The sequence below is a fragment of the Sphingomonas sp. Root241 genome (genome assembly GCF_001428865.1).
GTDB lineage: Bacteria > Pseudomonadota > Alphaproteobacteria > Sphingomonadales > Sphingomonadaceae > Sphingomonas.
On sequence record NZ_LMIV01000003.1, the window covers coordinates 334,074 to 354,021 of the forward strand.

A 19,948-nucleotide genomic window follows, 5' to 3' on the forward strand; every position below is an offset into this window, starting at 1 on the left:
CCCTTATTTGAGAAGGTCGATGGTGCGCATCGTCAGGCTCTTGGCGGCCTCGATGGCATTGAGATTGGCTTCGTAGCTGCGCTGTGCGGCCTTCATGTCGGCGCTCTCGACGAGGCCATTGACGTTGGGCTTGAGCACATAGCCTTCCTTGTCCGCGGCCGGATGGCCCGGCTGATAGACGCGGGTGAAGTCCGACTTGTCGGTCTCGATGCCGTTGACCTTGACGCCGGTGGCGCCGGTGGCGCGGTCGACCTCGGCCTTGAAGCTCGCGACGCGGCGGCGATAGGGATCGCCGCCCGGGGTCTGGGCCACCGAATCCTGGTTGGCCAGATTCTCCGCGATCACGCGCATCCGGAGCGACTGGGCGCGAAGCCCCGATTCCGAGACGCCGAGCGATGCCTTCAAGTCCATTGGGTCAAGCTCCAGTGCAGGCCGAGCGGCCGTTTCCTCCATTGTAGGCAATTCTTGCCGGGCGCGGGTTTGGAGCGCTGAAAAAACGCAGGCCCTTTTCTTCCCTCTCCCCTTTGGGGGAGAGGGTTTGCGCAGACTTAGGCCGCGCTCCTTCAGCGCGGTCTTAGTCGGAGCTGGGTGAGGGGGTGTGGCCGCGAAGCGGGCACTCGGCGCTGCGCGCCGATCTACCCCTCACCCAACCTCCGCTAGGCGCCACGGCGCCAAGCTGCGGTAACCCTCTCCCCTATCAAGGGGAGAGGGAAAGAAGGGGCGACACACGAATGTCGATCCGCCTAGGCAAAATTTGCCGGGTCATGCGCCGGGGGCCGGACATTGCTTCCTATAAGGCAATCAGAAAGGGGCGCGCATGTCCGTACTCGACGATATTATGATCGACCTGTCCATCGTGCTCGGCTCGGCCGAAGTGCCGATCCGGCAGATGCTCAAGATGAGCCGCGGGGCGATGATCCCGCTCGATTGCGGCCAGGACGATCCGAGCCTGGTCTATGTCAACGGCGAGCTGGTGGCCAAGGGCCGCATCCTCGTCGACGGCGACCAGATGTCGCTCGAAATTTCCGAACTCGTGAAGAAGCCGCGCCACTGATGGATATCCTGTCGATGATCCGCACCGTGGGTGCGCTGGGCGTCGTGCTCGGCATGCTTGCCGGTGCGCTCTGGGTAGTGCGTCGCTACGACATCAAGCTGCCGGGGCGCGTTTCCGGCTCGGCACGCAAGCGCGTCGAGCTGGTCGAGCGCCTCGCGGTCGATGCCAAGCGCTCGGTCGCGCTGATCCGCCGCGACGGCTGCGAGCACCTCATCCTGATCGGCCCCGAAGGCCATGTGACGCTCGAGACCGGTATCGTCGCGCCCGAACCTGTCGCTGCAAAGGCGTCTGAGCAGCCGGTACCCCCCGCCGACTTCCAGGCGGACCTCGCGGCGTTCGCCGGCAGCTTCGGCAAGCTTGTCGATCTCTCTCGCGCGAAGATCGCGGCGGCCCGCGGCGCCAATGACGACGATCTCGACGACGAGCCGACCGATCCCTCGTCCGTCGACGCGACGATCGTCGAGCTGCCCGCGTCCACGCCCCGCAAGCGCACCCGCCGTCCGCGCGACACCAAGCGCTGGAACCGCGCCGCGGTGCGCGAGGCGCTCAATGGCTGATTCAAATCCCGTTCGCCCTGAGCTTGTCGAAGGGCGTCAAGCCGCAAGCGCTTCGCCCATGGAAAGCCGGCCTTCGACAGGCTCAGGCCGAACGGGGCAGGGGGCGTCGTTCGCGGCATTAGCCAAGCGCGTCCTGAAGACCGCCGCCTTGCTCGCGGTGCTGCTGCCGGTAGCGGCGCACGCGCAGGCGGCCGGCGGCACCACCATCAACCTCGGAGACGCCACCGGCGCCGGGGGCGGCCAGCTCTCGGCCAAGGCGATCCAGCTGGTGCTGATGCTGACCGTGCTCAGCCTCGCGCCGGGGCTGTTGATGACGATCACCAGCTTCACCCGCATGGTGGTGGCGCTGTCGCTGCTGCGCACCGGCATCGGCGCGCCCGGCGTGCCGCCCAACCCGGTGATCATCAGCCTGGCGCTGTTCCTGTCGTTCTTCGTGATGGCGCCGACCTTCGAGAAGGCGTGGAACGAGGGCGTCGACCCCTATACCAAGGGCAAGATCACCGAGCAGGTCGCGTTCGAGAAGACCGCCGAGCCGTTCCGCAAGTTCATGCTGGGCCAGGTGCGCGACAGCGATCTCAAGCTGTTCGCCGATCTGGCGCAGAAGCAGATCCCGACCCGCGCCGAGACGCCGCTGACCACTTTGGCGCCGGCGTTCATGATCTCGGAGCTGCGTCGCGCCTTCGAGATCGGATTCCTGCTGCTGCTGCCGTTCCTCGTGATCGATCTCGCGGTATCCGCGGTGCTGATGGCGATGGGCATGATGATGCTGCCGCCACCGACGATATCCCTGCCGATGAAGATCATCTTCTTCGTACTGGTCGATGGCTGGGCGCTGGTGGCGGGCTCGCTGGTGAAGAGTTTCGCGACGTAGCGATGCTTCCTCGCCCAGTATTTTAGTCTTCTCCCCTCCCTGCAAGGGAGGGGCTGGGGGTGGGTGCGAGTGAAGCGAGCCCTTCACTACGGCTGGAGAAAAGAAAAGGCCGGGCATCGAGCCCGGCCTTTTCTTACCCACCCCTAACCCCTCCCTTGCAGGGAGGGGGATTCGCCGTCCACTCAGCTATCCAGATTGCAATGCTCCAGCCAGGGGGCGAGATCGTTGTACGAGATCGGCTCGAGGAAGATCAGGCCGGCCTTGTCCTCGCTCGACCAGCGTGTCGTGCAGCGGCGCGAGGGGAGGCCGGGGACCGAGAGGATGATCTCCGTATCCTCGCGCGGCGGCTTGGACAGCGTGATCCGGGCGCCGCTCTGCGAGATGTTCTCGAGCGTGACATCGATAGGGCGGCCGAAGCAGGTGATCCGCGCGGCGCACGTCACGTCGAAGCGCGGTGCACGCGGCGCCGGGCCGCAGAAGCGATCGAGCCCCGCCTTGGCCTGGGCAAGGATGTAATCGACGTCGATCGGCTGAGTGAATTCGACGCCGGCGCGGCCTTCGCTGCTCCAGACGACGCTGCCCTGCAGCCGATCGCCGCTGCGCAATTCGACCGTCACCCAATTGCCGTAGCCGAGCGTATAGTGCGTTTCGAGCATCATGCCCGTTACCGAGACGTTGCGGACCCGACAGAGATGCTCGATCGTGCCGCTGCACAGGAGCTTGCCGACCAACAGCGTCGTTACGGTGCGTGGTGCGCGATCGAGCGCGAGGCCCGCTTCCGCAGACTGGGCCTTCGTCAGATTCACGACTGTCCTCCGTGGTCGAGGCGACTCCTTCGTCGTGCAACATAGGCACCAGAAAGGAGGCGCTGTAATCTCCGTAAAGTTGCGGCCCGGGTCATGCCGGGTTCGCCTGGGTGACGGCGACCTTCCGCAGAACGCCGGCGCCGAACGCCTCGGGACCAGCGGCCATGACGACCTTCCGAAAGGTCTCGATATCGGGAATGAGCCCGTCAGGGCCCGCCGCCATCGGCGTGCGATAGGTGCGCATGTTGATCGCGTGGAGCAGCAGCGGCAGCCGCGCGGCGACGAACTCGGCCTGATCGGCGGGCACTTCGAGCTGAACCTGAAACTGGACATAGCCCGACAGGCGGCCATCGGCGAAGACGAGCGGCGCGAGGATCTTGCCCGCATCGACGAAGCTCGGCTCGACATCGCCATAGCTTACTTCGGCGGCCGGCGCCTTGGGGCCGAGCAGCATCACGGTGGCATATGCGGCGCCACCGCCCAGGCCGAGGCCTGTGAGGAGTATGAAGAGCAAAAACAGGATCTTCTTCATCGTCTCTGCCTCAGAACTTGAAGCTGGAATCGCTGGGGAGCGCCGAGGCTTCGGCCTTGAGCACGATCGTGATGCGGCGGTTCTCTGCGCGATCGGGCTGGTCCGGATAGACCGGCCGGGTGGCGCCCATCGCGACGATCTCGGCGAAGCGATCGGGCGTCATGCCCGAGGCGATCAGCGCCGACCGGGCGGCGAGCGCGCGTTCGCCCGACAGGTGCCAATTGGCGTCGCTCTGGCCGCCGGTGCCGTCGGTATGACCCTCGATCGCGATCTGCGCGCCCGAGGTGGCGAGCTTGGCCGCGACCTTCGTCAGCATTCCGCGGGCGTAGGCGTTGAGCTGGGCGGTATTGGCGCGGAACATCGATTGCTGGTCGGTATCCATCAGCGTGATGCGCAGCCCGTCGCGGCTCGGATCGATCTTGACGTTGCGTTTCGCCTGCGGGTCCGGCGATGCTGGATCCAGCGCGATCTGCAGCTCGGAGGCGAGCACGCGCATCGAGGCATCGGGGACGTTCGCCGTGCCGCCGCTCGCGGCGCCCGCAACGGCGGCGTCGCTGGTGGGCGTACCCTGCGCCTTGCTGTCGTCGGTCGAGTTCTTGCGCGAGCGCCCGCCCGCACCCTCCGTCGTACCCTGGAGCGGGGTCGTCGGAGAGGCTTCGCCCATGGTCGGCGTGAAATATTGGGCGAGACCCTTCAGCCGCTCCTTGTCGGGATTGGAGATCAGCCAAAGCAGCATGAAGAACGCCATCATCGCGGTCACGAAGTCGGCATAGGCGACCTTCCAGGCGCCGCCGTGATGCTTGCCGGCAACTTTCTTGATCTTCTTGACGACGATTGGACGCTCGTTGGGAAAACTGGCCATGTCAGCAGCCTCGCAGCGCCGTCCGGAGACGATCCTGCACGACGCCGAGGCGGACATGGCCGATCGCGCTCAGCGAATCCTCGCCGCCGGCGATGCGTTCGAGCAAGTTCACGCACTCGTCGGCATGCTGGACCAGATAGTCGAACGACTGGAGCTGCTCGAGATAGGACGCGGCGAAATGCTCGTCGGCGACGAGCACTTCGGCGAGCCGCTCGAGCATGTCGCGCATCTCGCGCAACTCGCCGGCGATCACCATGTGGAGCGCACCCGAATAGGGATCGTAACCCTGGAGCGGCTGCGCGGGCAGGGGCTGGGCGGGCACAGGCATACACGACATCAGAACAGCTCCAGATCGCCGCCGGCGACCGGCAGGGGCAAGGGGTTGACGGGACGTTCCGGGACGCGATCCGCGACCCGGGTGCAGCGGCTGCGGCCCTCGAAAGGGAGGAACTCGATCTTGCGCGCCGAGGAGCCGCCAACGTCGCTATGCGCGACCTCGATGCCTTCGGTCTTCATGAAGCGATGCGCGAACGCCGCGTTCGAGGATCCGATCGAACCGAGGCCCGACACGATGTTGGCGCCGCCATAGAGGTGCGCGCGCAGGCGATTGCGCATCGCGCCCTTCGCCATCATGCCGTTGATCAGCAATTCCATGGCGTGGACGCCGTAACGCTGCATGTCCCCGGCGGAGACACGGTGGTCGGCGCTCGGTTCGCCCAGCAGGAAATGGTTCATCCCGCCGACCTTGGCGACCGGATCGTAGAGACACGCAGCGACGCAGCTTCCCAGCAGCGTCGACACGACGACGTCGGGCTCGACCACGATGGCATTCTCACCTTGCACGATCGAGACCCGCCGCATCAGGTCAGCTCGCCGAAGACGCGTTCGATCTTTTCCTTGAGCGCCGCGGGCGCGAAGGGCTTGACGACGTAGTTGTTGACGCCGAGCGCCGCCGCCTTCTGCACGATCTCCTTGTCGGCCGAGCCGGTCAGCATGATGAACACGGTCTTGCCGATGACCGGATCGGTGCGCACGGCTTCCAGGAACTGGAGGCCGTCCATCTCGGGCATGTTGAAATCCGAGATGACGAGGTGGACGCGATCGCTCTTGATCGCCGACAGCGCCTCGGGCGCACTCGCCTTGTCGCGTACATCCTTGAAACCCAGATCCTGCAATGCGCGGCGGATCATCGCACGCATGCTGGTCTGATCGTCCACGACCATCACCTTGATTGCTGCAGCAGCAGGCATCAGACGCTCCCAACCTTCTCACGGCATGCCTTGAGGATCGCCTCAGGCATGCCAGACAATCCAACTTCCTTCTCGACCGCGCCGAGTTCCTGCGCGGCGCGGGGCATGCCCCAGACGACGCAGGTGTCACGGCTCTGGCCGAGCGTACGGGCACCTGCACGGCGCATCGCCAGCAGGCCTTCCGCGCCGTCCTGACCCATCCCGGTCAGGATCGCCCCGACCGCCGCTCCACCGAGCGGCGCCACCGAGCGGAACAGCACATCGACCGAGGGGCGATGACCGGTGACGAGATCCCCGGGACGCAGCTTGATGCGCCCGGCGACGCCGCCGACCAATTCCATGTGCGTCTCCCCCCCAGGTGCAATATAGACGGTTCCAGGCTGGACCGTTGCGCCTTCGGTAGCTTCGACGACCCGGACGCGGCATTCGGCGTCCAGGCGCTTCGCGAAGCTTTGGGTGAAGCTCGCCGGCATATGCTGGACGATCAGCACCGGAGGGCAATCCGCGGGCAATGCCGGCAACAGCGAGAACAGGGCCTCGACGCCGCCGGTCGACGAACCGATCGCGATCAGCTTGCCCGCGGCGGCGCCGGCGATGCTGGGCTGCTGGGGCAGGCGGGAGGGTCCGGCGCGCGCCACCGAACGGGCCGCGGTCTTGACCTTCTCGCAGAGCAGAGTCGCGTCGCGCTCGATGTCCTCGGGCGTGCCGCTCGGCTTGGTGACATAGTCGACCGCGCCGAGGCGCAACGCCTCGATCGTGACTTCGGCACCGCGCGCGGTGAGCGTCGAGCACATCACCACCGGCATCGGCCGGAGGCGCATGATGCGCTCGAGGAACGACAGCCCGTCCATCCCGGGCATCTCGACGTCGAGCGTCAGCACGTCGGGGTTGAGCGTCTTGATCATGTCGCGCGCCGCGAAAGGCTCGGGCGCCATGCCCACCACCTCGATCTCGGGATCCGCCGAGAGCATGCGCTTCAGCGTCGCCCGCATCGACGCGCTGTCGTCGACGATAAGGGTACGTACCGGCCTCATGCCCGGGTCTCCGGCTTGGCGTAAATGGTGTGGCCGCAGGACTTCATCCGGCTGGCCGCCGGTCCGATCAGACGTTCGGAATGGCCGATATAAAGGTGGCCGCCATTCGCGAGCTGGTTGACGAAGCGTCCTTCCAGCTCCTCCTTCGCGGCATCGCCGAAATAGATCATCACGTTGCGGCAGAAGATCACATCATACTGCGCCTTTAGCGGCCATTTATCGAACAGGTTCAGAACCCGTGCGGTGACCAGCTGGCGTGCTTCCTCGGCCATCACGAAGCCACCGGGCGCTGGCCGCATCCAGGTGCTGCGATAGGGTTCGGGGACGCCCGACGCGACGTTCTCCGCATAGAAGCCGCGCGCGACGGAATCGACCACGTGCGGCGCGATGTCGGTGGCGAGCAGGCGGACGTCGGCACTGCGCAGCCAGGTCGCGGACGTGCGGTCCGGGCCCAGCAGGCACATCGCGATCGTATAGACCTCCTCGCCCGACGAGCAGCCGGCCGACCAGATCCGGATCGGGCCCTGCTTGCGCTTGAGCACGGGCAGGACGGTATCGCGGAAATGATCGAAGTGATGCGGCTCGCGGAAGAAATGCGTGTGGTTGGTGGTCAGCGCCACTACCATCGCATGGCGCTCCTGCGCATCGGACTGGACCAGCGCGACATAGTCCGAGAAGCGGGCGAGGCCATGTTCACGCAGGCGCCGCGCCAGACGCGACTGGACGAGCGTGGTCTTGGCTTCGCTCAGCTCGATCCGGGCGTCGCTGTGCATGATCGCGGCGATCGCGGCGAAATCGCGGGGCAGAAGCTCCGCATTCGCCGCAGCCATCGCGTTGCCGCCGGCGAGCGCCGCGGCGCCCCCGGCGGGGCTCACGCTGCGAGATCCAGATGCTTGGTGAGGCTCAGCGCGTCGAGATCGAGCAGCAGCACCATCGTGCCGTTCTCGTCGCGGGTGCCGTCCTTGGCGCGGGTGGTGATGCGCACCAGCCCGTCGATCACGCTGGCTTCGATCGTCTCGACATCGGGGGCCGGCTGGATCTCGCTGCGGCTGATCCCGACGATGTCGTTGACTTCGTCGACCAGGAAGCCGGCCTGTTTGCCCGCGATGCTTACGACGAGGATGCACGAGCGCGCATGGATCGCGCTCGGCTCCCAGCCCAGCCGCTCGGCGAGGCCGACGACCGGGATGACGTTGCCGCGCAGGTTGCTCACGCCCTTGATGAAGGTCGGAACGTTGGGCAGCGGGGTGGGCTCGTCCCATTCGCGGATCTCGATGAGCGCACCCATGTCGATCCCGAAGGTCTGCTTGCCGAGCGTGAAGGTGACGATCTTGCAGTCGCTCGCGGTTTCAGTGGTGGTGGTCATGCGGCCAGTCCTTTGGGGGTGTAGCGATTGGTGGAGGCGACGAGTGCCTCGATATCGAGGATGAGCGCGATCGAGCCGTCACCGAGGATGGTGGCGCCGCCCAGCCCGCGGATCGGGTGGAGATTCTGGTCGAGGCTCTTGATCACCACTTCGCGGCGATCATCGATCGTATCGACGACGAGGCCGACCTTGCCGTGCTCGCTCTCGACGATCACGACCAGCGAGTCCTCGACGAGGCGATCGTCGTTGAGCCCGAAGATCTCGGTCGCACGCTTCACGGGCACATATTCGCCGCGCATGTCGATAACCTCGGTGTCGGGCGACGTGCGCTTGACCTGGCCCGGTTCGGGCTGGACGGTCTCGAGCACATGCGCGAGCGGGAGCACGAAGCGCTGGCTGGCGAGCCGGACGATCATGCCGTCGAGGATGGCGAGCGTCAGCGGCAGGATCATCGTGAAGGTCGTGCCTTCGCCGGGGACCGAATGGATCTCGACACGGCCGCCGAGCGCTTCGACGTTCGAGCGGACCACGTCCATGCCGACGCCGCGACCCGAGATGTTCGAGATCGTCTCCGCGGTCGAGAAGCCCGGCGCGCAGATCAGCTGGTCGATCTCTTCATTGGAGAGGACCGCGTCGGGCGAGATGATGCCCTTCTCGATCGCCTTGGCCCGGACGCGCTCGCGGTTGATGCCGCGGCCATTGTCCTGGACGCGGACGAAGATGCGCGCGCCCTTCTGCTCGGCGGACAGCTTGATCGTGCCCGTGGGCGACTTGCCGGCGGCGATGCGCTCTTCGGTGCCTTCGAGACCGTGGTCCGCTGCGTTGCGGATCATGTGGGTGAGCGGGTCGCCGATCTTTTCGATCACGCCCTTGTCGACTTCGGTCGTCTCGCCGACGGTTTCGAGCTCGATCTGCTTGCCGGTCTCGACCGAGAGGTCGCGCAGCATGCGCGGCACGCGGCTGAAGGCTTGCTTGATCGGCTGCGCGCGCAGCGACATGACATTGTCCTGGATCTGGCGCGTGAGACGCGCCAGCTCGGGCAGCTCGACGCGCTGGCGGTCGGCGGGCGACAGCCGGTCGGCGAGGATCGAGTTGCGGATCACCAGTTCGCCGACGAGGTTGAGCAGCAAGTCGAGCTTGGCGAGGTCGACGCGGATCGTCTGCGAGGCTTCGCTCGCCGGCTTGGGTGCGGCGCTCTCGACCGGGGCCGGAGCGGGCGTCGGCGTCATCGGCGTCGCGGCGAGGTCCGCCACCACTTGCTGCACCTGTGCGGTGAGGTCCTCGATCGAAGCCATCACGGGCACGAACGGGATGAAGTCCTCGACGACCGGTTCGGGCTCGGGCTCGAACGCGGGGGCCGGGATAGGCTCGAAGACCGGGGCGGGGGCCTCGACTTCGTTGCGGGTCACTTCGATCAGCGAATCCGGGGAGACGAAGTCGAAGCAATCGTCGATATCGTTCCGCGGCACATCGCCCGGCATGCTGAGCACCCAGGTGAAATAGGCATCTTCGGGATCGAGATCGCGCAGCGGCGGCACGTCCGACACGTCGACCGACTCGATCGTCGCGCCGAGCGTTTCGAGCTCGCGGATGAGCAGCATCGGTTCGCTAGCATTGGCGAGCGCCGCGCGCGACGGCTTGAAGCGGATCGTCCAACTCGCGGCCGAAACCACTGGTGCGGCCGGCGCGTCGAAATCGTCGAGCGAGAAGGCGACCGGCGTGAAGCCGAATTCGTCCTCGGCCGCGGCCGGCGCGGGTGCCGCTTCGACCACGGGGGCGGGAGCAGGCGCAGCGCCGCCTTCGTCCGCCGCGCCCTTGTCGGCGAGAACCTTTTCGAGCGCGGCGAGCGCGGCGGCGTCGTTGGGACGCGGCGCGAGGCCCTTGGCGGTCTCGACGTGATCCGAGAGCACGTCGAACGAGCTCAGCATCACCTTCACGACACCGGGAGTGGGCGCGATCTTGCCCGCGCGAACCTCGTCGAGGACGTTCTCGAACTTGTGCGCGAAGGCCGTCAGGTCGGCATGGCCGAACGCGCCGGCCCCACCCTTGATCGAGTGGACCGCACGGAACACGCCGGCGATCGTCTCGGCGGAGACGTCGCCGGCCTGCATGGCCGAAAGGCCCTGCTCGGCGGTCGTGAGACCCTCAGTGCATTCTTCGAAGAAGATTGCCTGGATTTCGTCGAGCTCGTCGCTCACGGGCAGACGCGGCGGATCGCCGCCCCCAGCTTGGTGGCTTCGAAGGGCTTGGTGATCCAGCCGGTCGCGCCGGCCGAGCGGGCGCGGGCCTTCTTCTCGTCCGAGAACTCGGTCGAGAGGACGAGAATCGGCGTGCCGCGGAACTCGTGCCGGGCCCGGACCGCCTCGATCAGTTCGAACCCGTCCATCTTCGGCATGTTGATGTCGGTGATCAGCAGGTCGGGCTTGACCTCTTCCATGCGCTCGAGCCCGTGCTGGCCGTCATTCGCGCTTTCGATGCGATAGCCCTGCGCGGTCAGCGAGGTCTTGAGCAGCATGCGCATGCTGGCCGAGTCATCGACGGTAAGGATCAACTTGCTCACTGAACGTCTCCGGATTCGAGGCCGATCGCGGCGGCCAGACGGCAGCTGTTCACGCGATTGACAAAGGCTTGGCTGGGATTGGCGATGCGGAAGCCCTGGCCGTTGGCCGCAGCCTCGTTGCGCGCGGCGACGAGGAGCTGGAGCACGGCCTGGCCGACGCTCTCGACCTGCGACGCATCGACTTCGATCGTGTCGTCGAGGTCGGCGGCGAGGACGAAGCGGACGCGCAGGTCTTCCGCAGTGACGGTGGTGCCGTGCGCGGGCAGGCGCAGCGAGCGGTCATCCGCCTCAGGCAGTTGCAGGGTTGAGTCCATTTTTCGCCTCGTCGAGAGCAGTTTCGAGTTGCTGGAAGGTCGGCGCATAGGCCGACGGCGTCATGCGGCGCGCGATCTCGATCGCGACCTGAACAGGCTGGTTCTGGGCATAAGCGACCACCGCGGTCTTCACGATGAAGAAGGGCTTGGCGTCCTCCTCGATCGTCTCCATCAGCTTCGCGGCGAGCGGGCCGACGACGCAATAAGCGAGGAGCACGCCGAGGAAGGTGCCGACGAGCGCGCCGCCGATCATCGCGCCGAGGATCTCGGTCGGCTGATCGATCGAGCCCATCGTCTTGATGACGCCGAGCACCGCGGCGACGATGCCCAGCGCGGGCAGGCCGTCCGCCATGATCTGGAGCGCGTGTTGCGGGCCCGCTTCCTCGTGGTGATGCTTTTCGATATCGGCTTCCATCGCCGCCTCGATCTGATGCGGATCCTCGAAGCTGACCGTCATCATGCGCAGGTAATCGCAGATGAACTCGACGAGGTGATGGTCCTTGAGCAGCCGCGGATAGGGGCTGAAGAGCGAACTTTCATCGGGCCTGTCGAGGTGCGGCTCGATCGCGGTGGCGCCGCCTTTCTTGAAGGTCGACAGCACGCTGAACATCAGCGTCAGCAGGTCCTTATAGTCCTGCGCCTTCCAGCGGCCGCCCTTGAAGGCGCGCATGACGCCGCCGCCGGCCTTCTTCACCGTCGCCATCGAATTGGAGACGATGAAGGCGCCGATCGCCGCGCCGGCGATCGCCATCATTTCGTGCGGCAACGCGTGCGCGATGATCTCGAACTTGCCGCCCGAGATCACGAAGCTACCGAAGACGCAGCCCAGGATGATGAGGAAACCTACGCCGTTCAGCATGACGGTGCCGCTATTCTTTCTCTGGTGTTTCCAGAATTATAGGAAGGATTTGGCGGGCCGCGTTGCGACCCGGCCCGTTTTTGATCAGGCGGCCTGCTGGTCCTGCCATTCGATGACCGTCAGGTAGTTGCGCAGACGGTTGAGCTCGAGCGACGCGATCAGCTTGTTGTCGTGATAGGGGTGGACGACCTGCGCGACCTCGGCCGCCCAGGGAGCGGTGCTGTCGAACAGGATCCCGAGCCCGAACACCGCCGGAATATGCGCCCAGGCGAGCGGACGCTCGGGCGTGCGCGCCTCCTCGAGGAAATCTTCGACCGCTGTGAGCACGCCGTTCTTCGCGCCGCCTTCGTGCAGCGCGACGGCGAACTGGCCGTTGCCGCGGAAGCCGCGATGGTCGCGCACGCCGGGGGCGCCGATGGTGACGCCGCCGTCGAAACTGTGCGGGTGCAGCCACTCGCCGGGAATGCGATCCGGCGCGTAGTAGAAGTCGCGGCGCGCGCAGGGCCAGCTGACGTCGTGCATGATCGCGAGCAGCGGCTTGCCGTCGCGTTTGGCATTCTCGTCGGCGATGCGCAGCTCGTTGCGCACGGTGTAGTAATTATGGTCGCCGTCGATCACCCAGGCATCGACATCGGAGACGTCCGACATCGCGTCGAGGCTCGGCGCGGCGACGTGGCGCACGCTCGGGCATTTGGCGACCCAGTCGAGGAATTCCTGCTTGGGGCAGGGATCGATGCTGGTCAGGCTGCCGCCGGTCACCTCGGCATAGGCGGCGAGCTGCTGCGACATGCCGCCGAACTCGGCGCCGACTTCGGCGAGATTCCTCGCGCCGGCGGCGTGCAGCACGCCGAGGATCACGTCCGAGAATTCGGACATCGAATGGATCAGCAGGTTGCTCATGCGGAGGCTCCGTTGGCGAGAAGTACGTTGTGCGTGGCGGGCGCGGGCTTGGCCTCGCGCCTGGCGATCGGGCGGAAGACGACGGCGAGCATCATCTGGCGGTCGCCCTGCCGCGGCGGCGGAGGGACCATCATGAACGAATATTCGTCGGCGCAGTGGAACAAATGCGGCGCGGCCTGGGTCATGCCTTCGAGCGAGGGATTGCCCTCGGTCTCGCCATTGTCGGCGACGGCCTTGTCGCTGAGGAAGCGATCGACCGGCATGAACGTCACGCTGTCGACCTGGACGTAATCGAACAGCTGGCCGAACTGGATGCCGACCGAGAAGCGGCAATCGCCCACCGGGATCGGCGCGATGTAATAGCCGTCATGCGTCGGCGTCGCGGTGACGTTGCCGGTCGAGACATCGCGTCCGTCCGCCACGATCAGCGGCAGCGAGATCGTCTGGTCGATGAAGTCGGCATATTTGAGTGCGAGCCCGAAGCGCTTGTGCGCGAGCAGGCTGAGCTTGAGCGCGAGGCCCTCACCCTGCAGCTCGGCGGGGAGGTACATGCGATCGGCGCCCTTCATGTAGAACAGGCCGCGCTGGCGCAGGCCTTTCCGGGCGATCTCGCTGTCGAACAATGCGACGGTGTTGTCGACGCCGAGGTTCACGTCGTGCTCGAACTGGCCGAGCACGGCGAGTTCCTCCGCGACCGGCATGTACATCAGCCGGCCCATCACCGCGGCGGCGCCCCGGCGCCACATCGCGGCATGGTTCACCGATGCGCTGCGGATCGTGATTTCGGCCTGGGTGCGCGCGAAGCGGATCGCGCCCGCCTGGATCCGCTCGCGGATCGCCGACTGGCGCGACTTGATGCTGTTGCCCTTGCGGATCGCGGCGCCGTCGGCGGCATAGTCGACCACCGAACCCTGCGCGGCGGTGCACAGCTGCTCGAGGACGGCGACGTTGGTGCAGAGTGCTTCCAGCGTATAGCCGTCATAATGGTCGTGGCCGATGAAACCGCGCTTGTCATAGCCGGCGCGGAACTGTTCGCGCAGCAGCAGGTAGCGGCCGGCGATATGCACACCGAAGCTGCGCACCAGCAGCGCTTCGATCTCATTCTGGACCGAACCGTTATAGCCGAGATCGACCAGCATCAGCGTGTCGCCCGGCTGCGGATCGACCGTGCGGCGGACATGCGCGACCAGCCGCTCGGCGAACGCGGTCGACGCCTTGACGATGCGGCGGATGCGTGAGGGCGTGGTGATTGCATTGAAGAAGGCCTGCCCTCGGATCGCGGCGTTGCCGCGCGGCAGCTTCTTGACGATCGCCTCGACCTCGTCTTTCGGCAGCAGCATCTGCCTGGCGACCACGACCGGATCGCCCTCGACTTCGATCTCGAGGTAGCGCTGGACCGCTTCCGCATCGACGAAGGTCGAGGCAGTGGCGGTGAAGCGGCTGATCTCCACCGCGTGGCCCGCCTGGCCGCTGCGCGCCTGGTACATCAACTGGGGCAGATGGCCGTCGCGCATCAGGAACACGTGGTGGACCTTGCCGCCATGCTTGGCCTGCAGCGCCTCGGCCTCGTCGGCGAGCCAGCGGTCGAAGCCGTGGAGCACGGGACCCAGCGTCGCGAAGCCGAACGCTTCGGCCTGGTCGGCGATCACCGGCTCTTCGACCGACAATGCGGCGCGGTGCGGCTGGTGGGTGAGGGCGATCTCGCTGGCGGCCGGATGGAGCATCGTGCCGACGGCGGCTTCTAGGCGCAGGCGCTGCTCGGTGCTCTCGGCGAACTGCTTGAGGTGGAGCGTGTGCACGCCGAACGGCGCAACCCCGCCCACGTCGGCGCGCTTGTTGTCGCCGATGTGGAGGATCTCGTGCGGCTTGACCGTCAGTTCCTCGAGGACGAACTCGTACAGCCCCTCGCTCTTCGCCTTGCCATAAGTGGCCGAGCAGAAGACGCGGTCGATCAGCGCGGCGACGTCGTCCCCCGCGGCGGCGGCGATCAGGCCGCGCAGCTGGTCGGGGTTGAGATAGGTGTCGGAGACGATGATGACTTGCAGCCCGCGGCTCTTCGCGGTGCGCATCAGCTCGACCGTCGGGCGGAAGGCGAAGCAGTGCGCCGCTTCCGCGTCGATCTCGTTCCGGACGCCCGCGGTGCGCATGTCGGCGCAGCCATTGGGCAGCAGCTCGCGATAGATTTCCTCGATGCTGACTTCGCCGCGCTTCTCGCGCAGCTCGGCGGCGAGGCGCGCGCGCTCCTCGGCCCATTGGCGCTGGGTCACCGTGGTCTCGGGGAGTGCCCCGAACAGATCCTTGGGCGCATGGGTATCGCGCCACAGCAATGTGTCGAAGCAATCGAGCGAGAGGAGCTTGATGCCGTCGCGCCCGTTGAGCGCGCCTGGCAGGGCGTGCGGAAGAATAAAGTCGGCCAATGCAGTTTCCCTGGAAAATGCGCCCTGCATCGGTGGACGCATGATTCTTATAGGAAGAGCGAAGACCAGGTCGGCAAAATCTTCCTAGAATGAGGGGTCTGCAAAGGAGCCAGCATGACTCTCACTGCCTACCAGACCGCCCGAAGCCGGGCGGAAACGCCGCGCTCGGCCGAATTCCGGCTGATGAGCGAGATCACCGGCGAAATGATGGATGCCGAAACCGCCGGATTGAAGGGAGCGATGCTGATGCCTCCGCTCCACCGCAACCGCGAGATGTGGTCGGCCTTCGCCACCGACTGCGGCGCGACCGGCAACGGCCTGCCGCGCGAGCTGCGTGCCCAGATCATCTCGCTCGGCCTGTGGGTCGAGCGCTTCACCAGTGACGTCGTCGCCGGACGCGAACCGATCAGCGAATTGATCTCGGTGAACCGCACGATCATGGACGGGCTGCGCGGCCAGCGCCTCGCTGCCTGAGCTGTTCCCTCATTTATTCCGAAAGGGCGTCGCGGCTGGCCGCGGCGCCCTTTTTGTTTGCGCAGCGGCGATCCGATCTCGCTGTTCGCGCTCGCGATCCAGCCAATCAGGATAAGATAACAAGGCCGTTGGCTTGAAATTCCAATGGCCGGAAGCGGTGGTTAGCCGCGAAAGGTCACACTAGGGTCACACTGCCTGCATGGTTCTGGCCTGTTTCTGCGCAGGCGATCCAGGACGGTGTGAACCAAGCAGCGCTTCACTCCCGCTTTCGCGCGAGCAGGATGAGAGGGGCGTTACGATGCCAAAGAGCTAGAGGAGGCTGTCAGGCGAAATCCTACATTGCAAGCACGTCTGCAAATGGGTGGTTAGCCGACCTGCGGCTTTCGGAGGCAAGCGGACGATAGCTGCCGTCCCGAAAGCGATGGTGTTTCGGGAAAACCTGAATAGCGCTTCAAATGCCACGGATCGACGGTCCGCTGTATGCCTATCGTCAAGATTGAGCGCGTGAGGATTCGCCCTTACCGTCTGGGACAAATTTCGAGCGACCTAAAAGGGAATCAGAATGCGCGTCAGTATGGCGAAGAAATCTTGGACGCTACGCCATTTGCTAGCAGCCCTCCTCCTGACTTGCCCCGGCAACGCTGACGCGAACGAAAACCGAGCCACGCGAATCCGCGAAATAATGGAGGATGCCGCTGACAACGGCACGTTCAATGGCAACGTGTTGGTGGCGAAGGAAGGCCGTATAATCTTTCAGAACTCGTATGGGTACGCCGATGCTGCACGGTCGAGAAAGCTCGACGCTGAAGCCCTATTCAATATAGGCTCCATCACGAAAGAGTTCAGCTCGTCGGCCCTTTTGCAGTTACAGCAGAGGAAGAAGCTTTCTTTGACAGTACCGGTCAGAGTGTACCTGCCCGATCTCCCCACTTGGGCGAACGCAGTGAAAATTTCAAACACCATAAATTATACGAGTGGTATGCCGGATGTGTTATGGAAGAGTATTCGAACGGATGATGACATTATAAACGGAATCCGCTCGATTACGCGGCTGAATTTTCTCCCTGGCACATCGTATGACTACAACAATAATAACATATTCCTTCGTCAAATGATTGTCGAGCGCATTACCCGGATGGGTTACAAGCATTATATCGAACGGCATCTATTCAAACCTTGCGGTATGAATAATTCCTTCATAACCCCAGTCATCCCTTCGTCAAAGGTCGCGCAGGGTTTCAAGGTCGGCTATGTAGCCGACAAACCAGAGCTTCCCATAACGGGCGGCGCTTACCTTACTGCCAAGGATATGTTCAAGTGGTCACAATGTCTTAATGCAGGTAGGCTGATCCAGACATCATCAATCCTATCTCTCGGCGCTAGTTTCAATGATGACGCACAGTCATCTTTGGGCGATGCGACGTATTCAAATGGCAAGATGGTCCGACATGTTCATGATGGCCGGTCCGGGAGTTTTGAGGCGCTTTTGATATTCGATCTGCGCAACAGAACTACCATTGTTCTCTTGGCGAACAGTTACAGGGGCAAGTTGTTCGAAATTGCGGAAGCTATCGAATCGGCAATTTCGTGAGGATGATCAACGTTCGGTGAGCACCAGGGCGAGGTAGTGCGTCGCGAGCTCGTTGATACGCTCCCGAACAGGAAGGTCCAGCGGTACAGCCGAGGGCAGGATCGATCTTACCGATGCGGCTCGCGGACCGCTCCTCAAAACCTGTTCCCTATTGAGCTCCCGCAAAACAGTCCGTTGAACATGGAGAAACGGAACTGCTGCGGGTCAACCGAACGGCCGGTTTCGGAGCGCTGCGCTGATCTGCCGAATGACCGATTCTGGGGCGGTTCTTGTCGTGGGGCCCATCGATGAGCGAATGTCCGCTTCCGGGTGTCACGCCAGGCGACCTGAACGACTGACTTTGGGGCGTTAGCTGCCGGTCCAGTTTATGGGTTCACGACTTGAAAACCCTCCCTGCTTCGCGAGGGGTACTGAAACGGAAAAGGGCGCCGCAGCTTCTGCCACGGCGCCCTCTTTTCTTTAGGCGAACGGGACTAGAACGAAGCCCAGTCGTCCGAGCCGCCGCTGCCATTGGCCATTGCGGCAACGGGGAGTGCCTTGACCGGCGAGACATAGCCGTTCGACTTTGCCGCCGCCCTCGCAGGCTTCGCCGGAGCATTCGTTCGCACCGCGGCGACGCGGGCGCCGTTGCCGACGTTGAACCGCGACGCCTGCTCGCTGAGCGCGGCGACTTCGCCCGACAGGTTGCGCGCGGCAGCCGACGTCTCTTCCACCATGGCGGCATTCTGCTGGGTCGACTGGTCCATCGTCCCGATCGCGACGCTGATCTGGGCGATCGCAGTCGACTGGGCCTGGTTGTCGGTCGCCATCTCGCCGAGCAATTTGTGGACCTCGCCCACGTCGCCCGAAATGTCCGCCAGCGCAGAGTCGACCTTCTGGACCATCTCCACTGCCGCGACGATGTCGGTCTGGGTGGCGGTGAGCTGGTCGCGGGCCCGGCCGGCCTCTTCCTCGGCACGCATGGCGAGTGCAGAGACGAGGTCGGCGACGACCGCGAAGCCGCGGCCCGCCTCGCCGGCGCGGCCGGCTTCCACTGCGGCGTTCATCGCGAGCACGCGCGTCTGGAAGGCGATCTTGTCGAGACCCTCGATCACGCTGTCGATGCCCTTGGCGCTGTCGGCCACACGGGTCATCGCCTGCACGGCCTCGTCGGCGATATTACGGCCGCCCGAGACCGTGGCGATGGCGCCGTCGGCGCGCTCGACCGTGCGGCCTGCGGATTCGGCCGTCGCCTTGAGGCGGCCGTTCATTTGCGAGACCGCGGCCGAGGTTTCCTCGAGGCTCGCGGCATTGGCTTCGGTACGGCGCGCGAGTGCTTCCGATGCTTCGGCGATCTCGCTCGAACCCGTGCGGATCGTAATGGCGCTCTCCATCACCGTGCCGATCAGGTTGCGAAGCTCGGCCACGGCGCCGTTGAAATTGACCTTCACCGATTCATAGGCCGGGGAGAATGCCGCATCGATCTCGCTGGTCAGGTCGCCCTGCGCCAGCTTGCTCAGGCTCGATTCCAGCGTCTCGACGACGCGCTGCTGCTCGGCATCGGCGATCTTCTTGGCCGCGTCGGACTTCTCCTTCTCGATCGCCGCCTCGCGGAACACCAGGACCGCCTTGGCCATCGCGCCGATCTCGTCGCCGCGTTCGGTGCCCGGCACGTCGGCGGCGTTGTTGCCCTCGGCGAGCGTCTTCATGCGTGCCTGGAGGTTGGCGATGGGCGCGGTGATGCCCAGCCGCGACACGAGCAGGCCGATGCCGATCGCGACTGCGATCGCGATCAGGCTGACGACGAGCATGGTGGTGGAAGTGCTGCTCGCGCTCGCCGAAAGATCGCTCGAAAAGGCCTTCGCGTCGGCGATGCGCTGATCGTTCGCCTTGATGAGCTCCGTCGCCATCGTCAGCGCCTTGGTGTCGAGATCCGCGAGGATCGCGCGCGCGGCGTCATCCTCGTCGCGGCTGCCATGACGGATCGCCTCCACGGCACCCTTGTGGATATCCTCGAACGTTCCGCGGATCGTCGCGATCTCGGTGGCGAGGCTCGGATCCAACTGCTTGACCTCGTCGAATATCTTGACAGCGGCTTCGTATGACGCGCGCTCTTCTTCGGCGGCAGCACGTCCTGCCGCGGATCCGCCCGGATAGGTCATGACGCGGTAGCTGGCATAGAGCATCTGCGAGCCGAGGCGGTTCGCACGAGCGAGCTTGGTGGTGATCGGGAGCTTGACGTCGACCAGCACCGCATAATCGGCGTCGGTCTTCTTGAGCGCGCGCGATCCATAGAAGGCGACGCCCAGCGTGATCAGGCCGAGCATCAGCAGCAGCCCCAGGATCTTCACGGGAATTTTGATGCGGGCGAGGATGTCAGCCATAGGATAGCCTTTTCTATTCAGGTGCGTGCAGCGCTCGCTGTTCGCGGCATTGAGTCAGTACCTTATAGAGGATGGGCCGAGCCCAGAGGTCCGGCCGGGCGGGATCCGTGCCTAGGGATTTTTCCGGATGCGGGAGGC

Annotated in this window: 22 protein-coding genes; 5 read left to right on the top strand and 17 right to left on the bottom strand. The window is 65.0% G+C overall.

The annotated features are described in order from the left end of the window. Positions 1-3: 3 nt before the first annotated feature. Positions 4-411 carry a flagellar basal body rod protein FlgC gene (gene flgC / locus ASE13_RS16685; protein ID WP_025560637.1) on the bottom strand — a complete coding sequence of 136 codons (408 nt, stop codon included), beginning with the start codon at positions 409-411 and terminating at the stop codon, positions 4-6. A gap of 406 nt (positions 412-817) precedes the next feature. Between flgC and ASE13_RS16690 the strand changes: the two genes are divergently transcribed. The 3 genes from ASE13_RS16690 to fliP are packed head-to-tail and all read left to right on the top strand — an operon-like array spanning position 818 to position 2,482. Further along, entirely contained in the window at positions 818-1,054 is a 237-nt protein-coding gene (locus ASE13_RS16690) for a FliM/FliN family flagellar motor switch protein (RefSeq protein ID WP_056618669.1), read from the top strand. Continuing rightward, the gene (locus ASE13_RS19555; protein ID WP_082596949.1) at positions 1,054-1,611 is read left to right on the top strand and encodes a FliO/MopB family protein; all 558 of its coding nucleotides are present in this window, start codon (positions 1,054-1,056) and stop codon (positions 1,609-1,611) included. The genes ASE13_RS16690 and ASE13_RS19555 overlap by 1 nt, the downstream gene beginning before the upstream one ends. Positions 1,612-1,669: 58 nt before the next feature. Further along, the gene (gene fliP / locus ASE13_RS16700) at positions 1,670-2,482 is read left to right on the top strand and encodes a flagellar type III secretion system pore protein FliP (protein ID WP_082596951.1); all 813 of its coding nucleotides are present in this window, start codon (positions 1,670-1,672) and stop codon (positions 2,480-2,482) included. A gap of 182 nt (positions 2,483-2,664) precedes the next feature. Here fliP and ASE13_RS16705 read toward each other — a convergent pair whose 3' ends face one another. The 15 genes from ASE13_RS16705 to ASE13_RS16775 all read right to left on the bottom strand — a co-directional run bounded on the left by ASE13_RS16705 (position 2,665) and on the right by ASE13_RS16775 (position 15,424). Then, entirely contained in the window at positions 2,665-3,288 is a 624-nt protein-coding gene (locus tag ASE13_RS16705; protein WP_056618672.1) for a PilZ domain-containing protein, read from the bottom strand. Between the two features lie 91 nt (positions 3,289-3,379). Further along, positions 3,380-3,820 carry a hypothetical protein gene (locus ASE13_RS16710; protein WP_056618676.1) on the bottom strand — a complete coding sequence of 147 codons (441 nt, stop codon included), beginning with the start codon at positions 3,818-3,820 and terminating at the stop codon, positions 3,380-3,382. Positions 3,821-3,830: 10 nt separating this feature from the next. After that, entirely contained in the window at positions 3,831-4,682 is an 852-nt protein-coding gene (locus ASE13_RS16715; protein ID WP_056618678.1) for a flagellar motor protein MotB, read from the bottom strand. A 1-nt stretch (position 4,683) separates the two neighbouring features. Continuing rightward, on the bottom strand, positions 4,684-5,019 hold the full coding sequence (locus ASE13_RS16720) for a hypothetical protein (protein WP_056618682.1): 336 nt from the start codon (positions 5,017-5,019) through the stop codon (positions 4,684-4,686). Then, positions 5,019-5,543, bottom strand: a complete 525-nt coding sequence (locus ASE13_RS16725; protein ID WP_056618685.1) for a chemotaxis protein CheD — start codon at positions 5,541-5,543, stop codon at positions 5,019-5,021. Before ASE13_RS16725 ends, ASE13_RS16720 begins: the two co-directional genes overlap by 1 nt. Beyond that, positions 5,543-5,932, bottom strand: a complete 390-nt coding sequence (locus tag ASE13_RS16730; protein WP_025560625.1) for a response regulator — start codon at positions 5,930-5,932, stop codon at positions 5,543-5,545. The genes ASE13_RS16725 and ASE13_RS16730 overlap by 1 nt, the downstream gene beginning before the upstream one ends. Continuing rightward, the gene (locus ASE13_RS16735) at positions 5,932-6,966 is read right to left on the bottom strand and encodes a protein-glutamate methylesterase/protein-glutamine glutaminase (protein WP_056618689.1); all 1,035 of its coding nucleotides are present in this window, start codon (positions 6,964-6,966) and stop codon (positions 5,932-5,934) included. The genes ASE13_RS16730 and ASE13_RS16735 overlap by 1 nt, the downstream gene beginning before the upstream one ends. Then, entirely contained in the window at positions 6,963-7,841 is an 879-nt protein-coding gene (locus tag ASE13_RS16740) for a CheR family methyltransferase (RefSeq protein WP_235537020.1), read from the bottom strand. Before ASE13_RS16740 ends, ASE13_RS16735 begins: the two co-directional genes overlap by 4 nt. Then, positions 7,838-8,332, bottom strand: a complete 495-nt coding sequence (locus ASE13_RS16745; RefSeq protein WP_056618692.1) for a chemotaxis protein CheW — start codon at positions 8,330-8,332, stop codon at positions 7,838-7,840. Before ASE13_RS16745 ends, ASE13_RS16740 begins: the two co-directional genes overlap by 4 nt. Then, positions 8,329-10,530, bottom strand: coding sequence for a chemotaxis protein CheA (locus ASE13_RS16750; protein ID WP_056618695.1), 2,202 nt, complete (start codon positions 10,528-10,530; stop codon positions 8,329-8,331). The genes ASE13_RS16745 and ASE13_RS16750 overlap by 4 nt, the downstream gene beginning before the upstream one ends. Then, positions 10,527-10,892 (bottom strand): response regulator, encoded by a 366-nt coding sequence (locus ASE13_RS16755; protein WP_056618698.1) that lies wholly within the window; start codon positions 10,890-10,892, stop codon positions 10,527-10,529. Before ASE13_RS16755 ends, ASE13_RS16750 begins: the two co-directional genes overlap by 4 nt. Next, entirely contained in the window at positions 10,889-11,206 is a 318-nt protein-coding gene (locus tag ASE13_RS16760; RefSeq protein ID WP_056618701.1) for an STAS domain-containing protein, read from the bottom strand. The genes ASE13_RS16755 and ASE13_RS16760 overlap by 4 nt, the downstream gene beginning before the upstream one ends. Beyond that, a complete protein-coding gene (gene motA / locus ASE13_RS16765) occupies positions 11,181-12,065 on the bottom strand; it encodes a flagellar motor stator protein MotA (protein WP_056618704.1) in 885 nt (294 codons plus the stop codon). The genes ASE13_RS16760 and motA overlap by 26 nt, the downstream gene beginning before the upstream one ends. Positions 12,066-12,149: 84 nt before the next feature. Beyond that, complete coding sequence (locus ASE13_RS16770; protein ID WP_056618707.1) at positions 12,150-12,965, bottom strand: class I SAM-dependent methyltransferase; 816 nt, start codon at positions 12,963-12,965, stop codon at positions 12,150-12,152. Next, positions 12,962-15,424, bottom strand: coding sequence for an HAD family hydrolase (locus ASE13_RS16775; RefSeq protein ID WP_235537021.1), 2,463 nt, complete (start codon positions 15,422-15,424; stop codon positions 12,962-12,964). Before ASE13_RS16775 ends, ASE13_RS16770 begins: the two co-directional genes overlap by 4 nt. 72 nt (positions 15,425-15,496) lie before the next feature. On the opposite strand from ASE13_RS16775, the gene flaF reads away from it, so the two are divergent. Beyond that, positions 15,497-15,856 carry a flagellar biosynthesis regulator FlaF gene (gene flaF, locus ASE13_RS16780; protein ID WP_056618712.1) on the top strand — a complete coding sequence of 120 codons (360 nt, stop codon included), beginning with the start codon at positions 15,497-15,499 and terminating at the stop codon, positions 15,854-15,856. Between the two features lie 562 nt (positions 15,857-16,418). After that, the gene (locus ASE13_RS16785; RefSeq protein WP_056618714.1) at positions 16,419-17,447 is read left to right on the top strand and encodes a serine hydrolase domain-containing protein; all 1,029 of its coding nucleotides are present in this window, start codon (positions 16,419-16,421) and stop codon (positions 17,445-17,447) included. Positions 17,448-17,920: 473 nt separating this feature from the next. Here ASE13_RS16785 and ASE13_RS16790 read toward each other — a convergent pair whose 3' ends face one another. Then, positions 17,921-19,810, bottom strand: a complete 1,890-nt coding sequence (locus tag ASE13_RS16790; protein WP_056618717.1) for a methyl-accepting chemotaxis protein — start codon at positions 19,808-19,810, stop codon at positions 17,921-17,923. Positions 19,811-19,948 lie beyond the last annotated feature (138 nt).

Bases quoted from the DNA above. Each gene is read 5' to 3' on its own strand.
- flgC (WP_025560637.1), bottom strand. From the start codon at position 411: ATGGACTTGAAGGCATCGCTCGGCGTCTCGGAATCGGGGCTTCGCGCC.
- ASE13_RS16690 (WP_056618669.1), top strand. From the start codon at position 818: ATGTCCGTACTCGACGATATTATGATCGACCTGTCCATCGTGCTCGGC.
- ASE13_RS19555 (WP_082596949.1), top strand. From the start codon at position 1,054: ATGGATATCCTGTCGATGATCCGCACCGTGGGTGCGCTGGGCGTCGTG.
- fliP (WP_082596951.1), top strand. From the start codon at position 1,670: ATGGAAAGCCGGCCTTCGACAGGCTCAGGCCGAACGGGGCAGGGGGCG.
- ASE13_RS16710 (WP_056618676.1), bottom strand. From the start codon at position 3,820: ATGAAGAAGATCCTGTTTTTGCTCTTCATACTCCTCACAGGCCTCGGC.
- ASE13_RS16715 (WP_056618678.1), bottom strand. From the start codon at position 4,682: ATGGCCAGTTTTCCCAACGAGCGTCCAATCGTCGTCAAGAAGATCAAG.
- ASE13_RS16720 (WP_056618682.1), bottom strand. From the start codon at position 5,019: ATGTCGTGTATGCCTGTGCCCGCCCAGCCCCTGCCCGCGCAGCCGCTC.
- ASE13_RS16725 (WP_056618685.1), bottom strand. From the start codon at position 5,543: ATGCGGCGGGTCTCGATCGTGCAAGGTGAGAATGCCATCGTGGTCGAG.
- ASE13_RS16730 (WP_025560625.1), bottom strand. From the start codon at position 5,932: ATGCCTGCTGCTGCAGCAATCAAGGTGATGGTCGTGGACGATCAGACC.
- ASE13_RS16735 (WP_056618689.1), bottom strand. From the start codon at position 6,966: ATGAGGCCGGTACGTACCCTTATCGTCGACGACAGCGCGTCGATGCGG.
- ASE13_RS16745 (WP_056618692.1), bottom strand. From the start codon at position 8,332: ATGACCACCACCACTGAAACCGCGAGCGACTGCAAGATCGTCACCTTC.
- ASE13_RS16760 (WP_056618701.1), bottom strand. From the start codon at position 11,206: ATGGACTCAACCCTGCAACTGCCTGAGGCGGATGACCGCTCGCTGCGC.
- motA (WP_056618704.1), bottom strand. From the start codon at position 12,065: ATGCTGAACGGCGTAGGTTTCCTCATCATCCTGGGCTGCGTCTTCGGT.
- ASE13_RS16770 (WP_056618707.1), bottom strand. From the start codon at position 12,965: ATGAGCAACCTGCTGATCCATTCGATGTCCGAATTCTCGGACGTGATC.
- ASE13_RS16775 (WP_235537021.1), bottom strand. From the start codon at position 15,424: ATGCGTCCACCGATGCAGGGCGCATTTTCCAGGGAAACTGCATTGGCC.
- flaF (WP_056618712.1), top strand. From the start codon at position 15,497: ATGACTCTCACTGCCTACCAGACCGCCCGAAGCCGGGCGGAAACGCCG.
- ASE13_RS16785 (WP_056618714.1), top strand. From the start codon at position 16,419: ATGCGCGTCAGTATGGCGAAGAAATCTTGGACGCTACGCCATTTGCTA.
- ASE13_RS16790 (WP_056618717.1), bottom strand. From the start codon at position 19,810: ATGGCTGACATCCTCGCCCGCATCAAAATTCCCGTGAAGATCCTGGGG.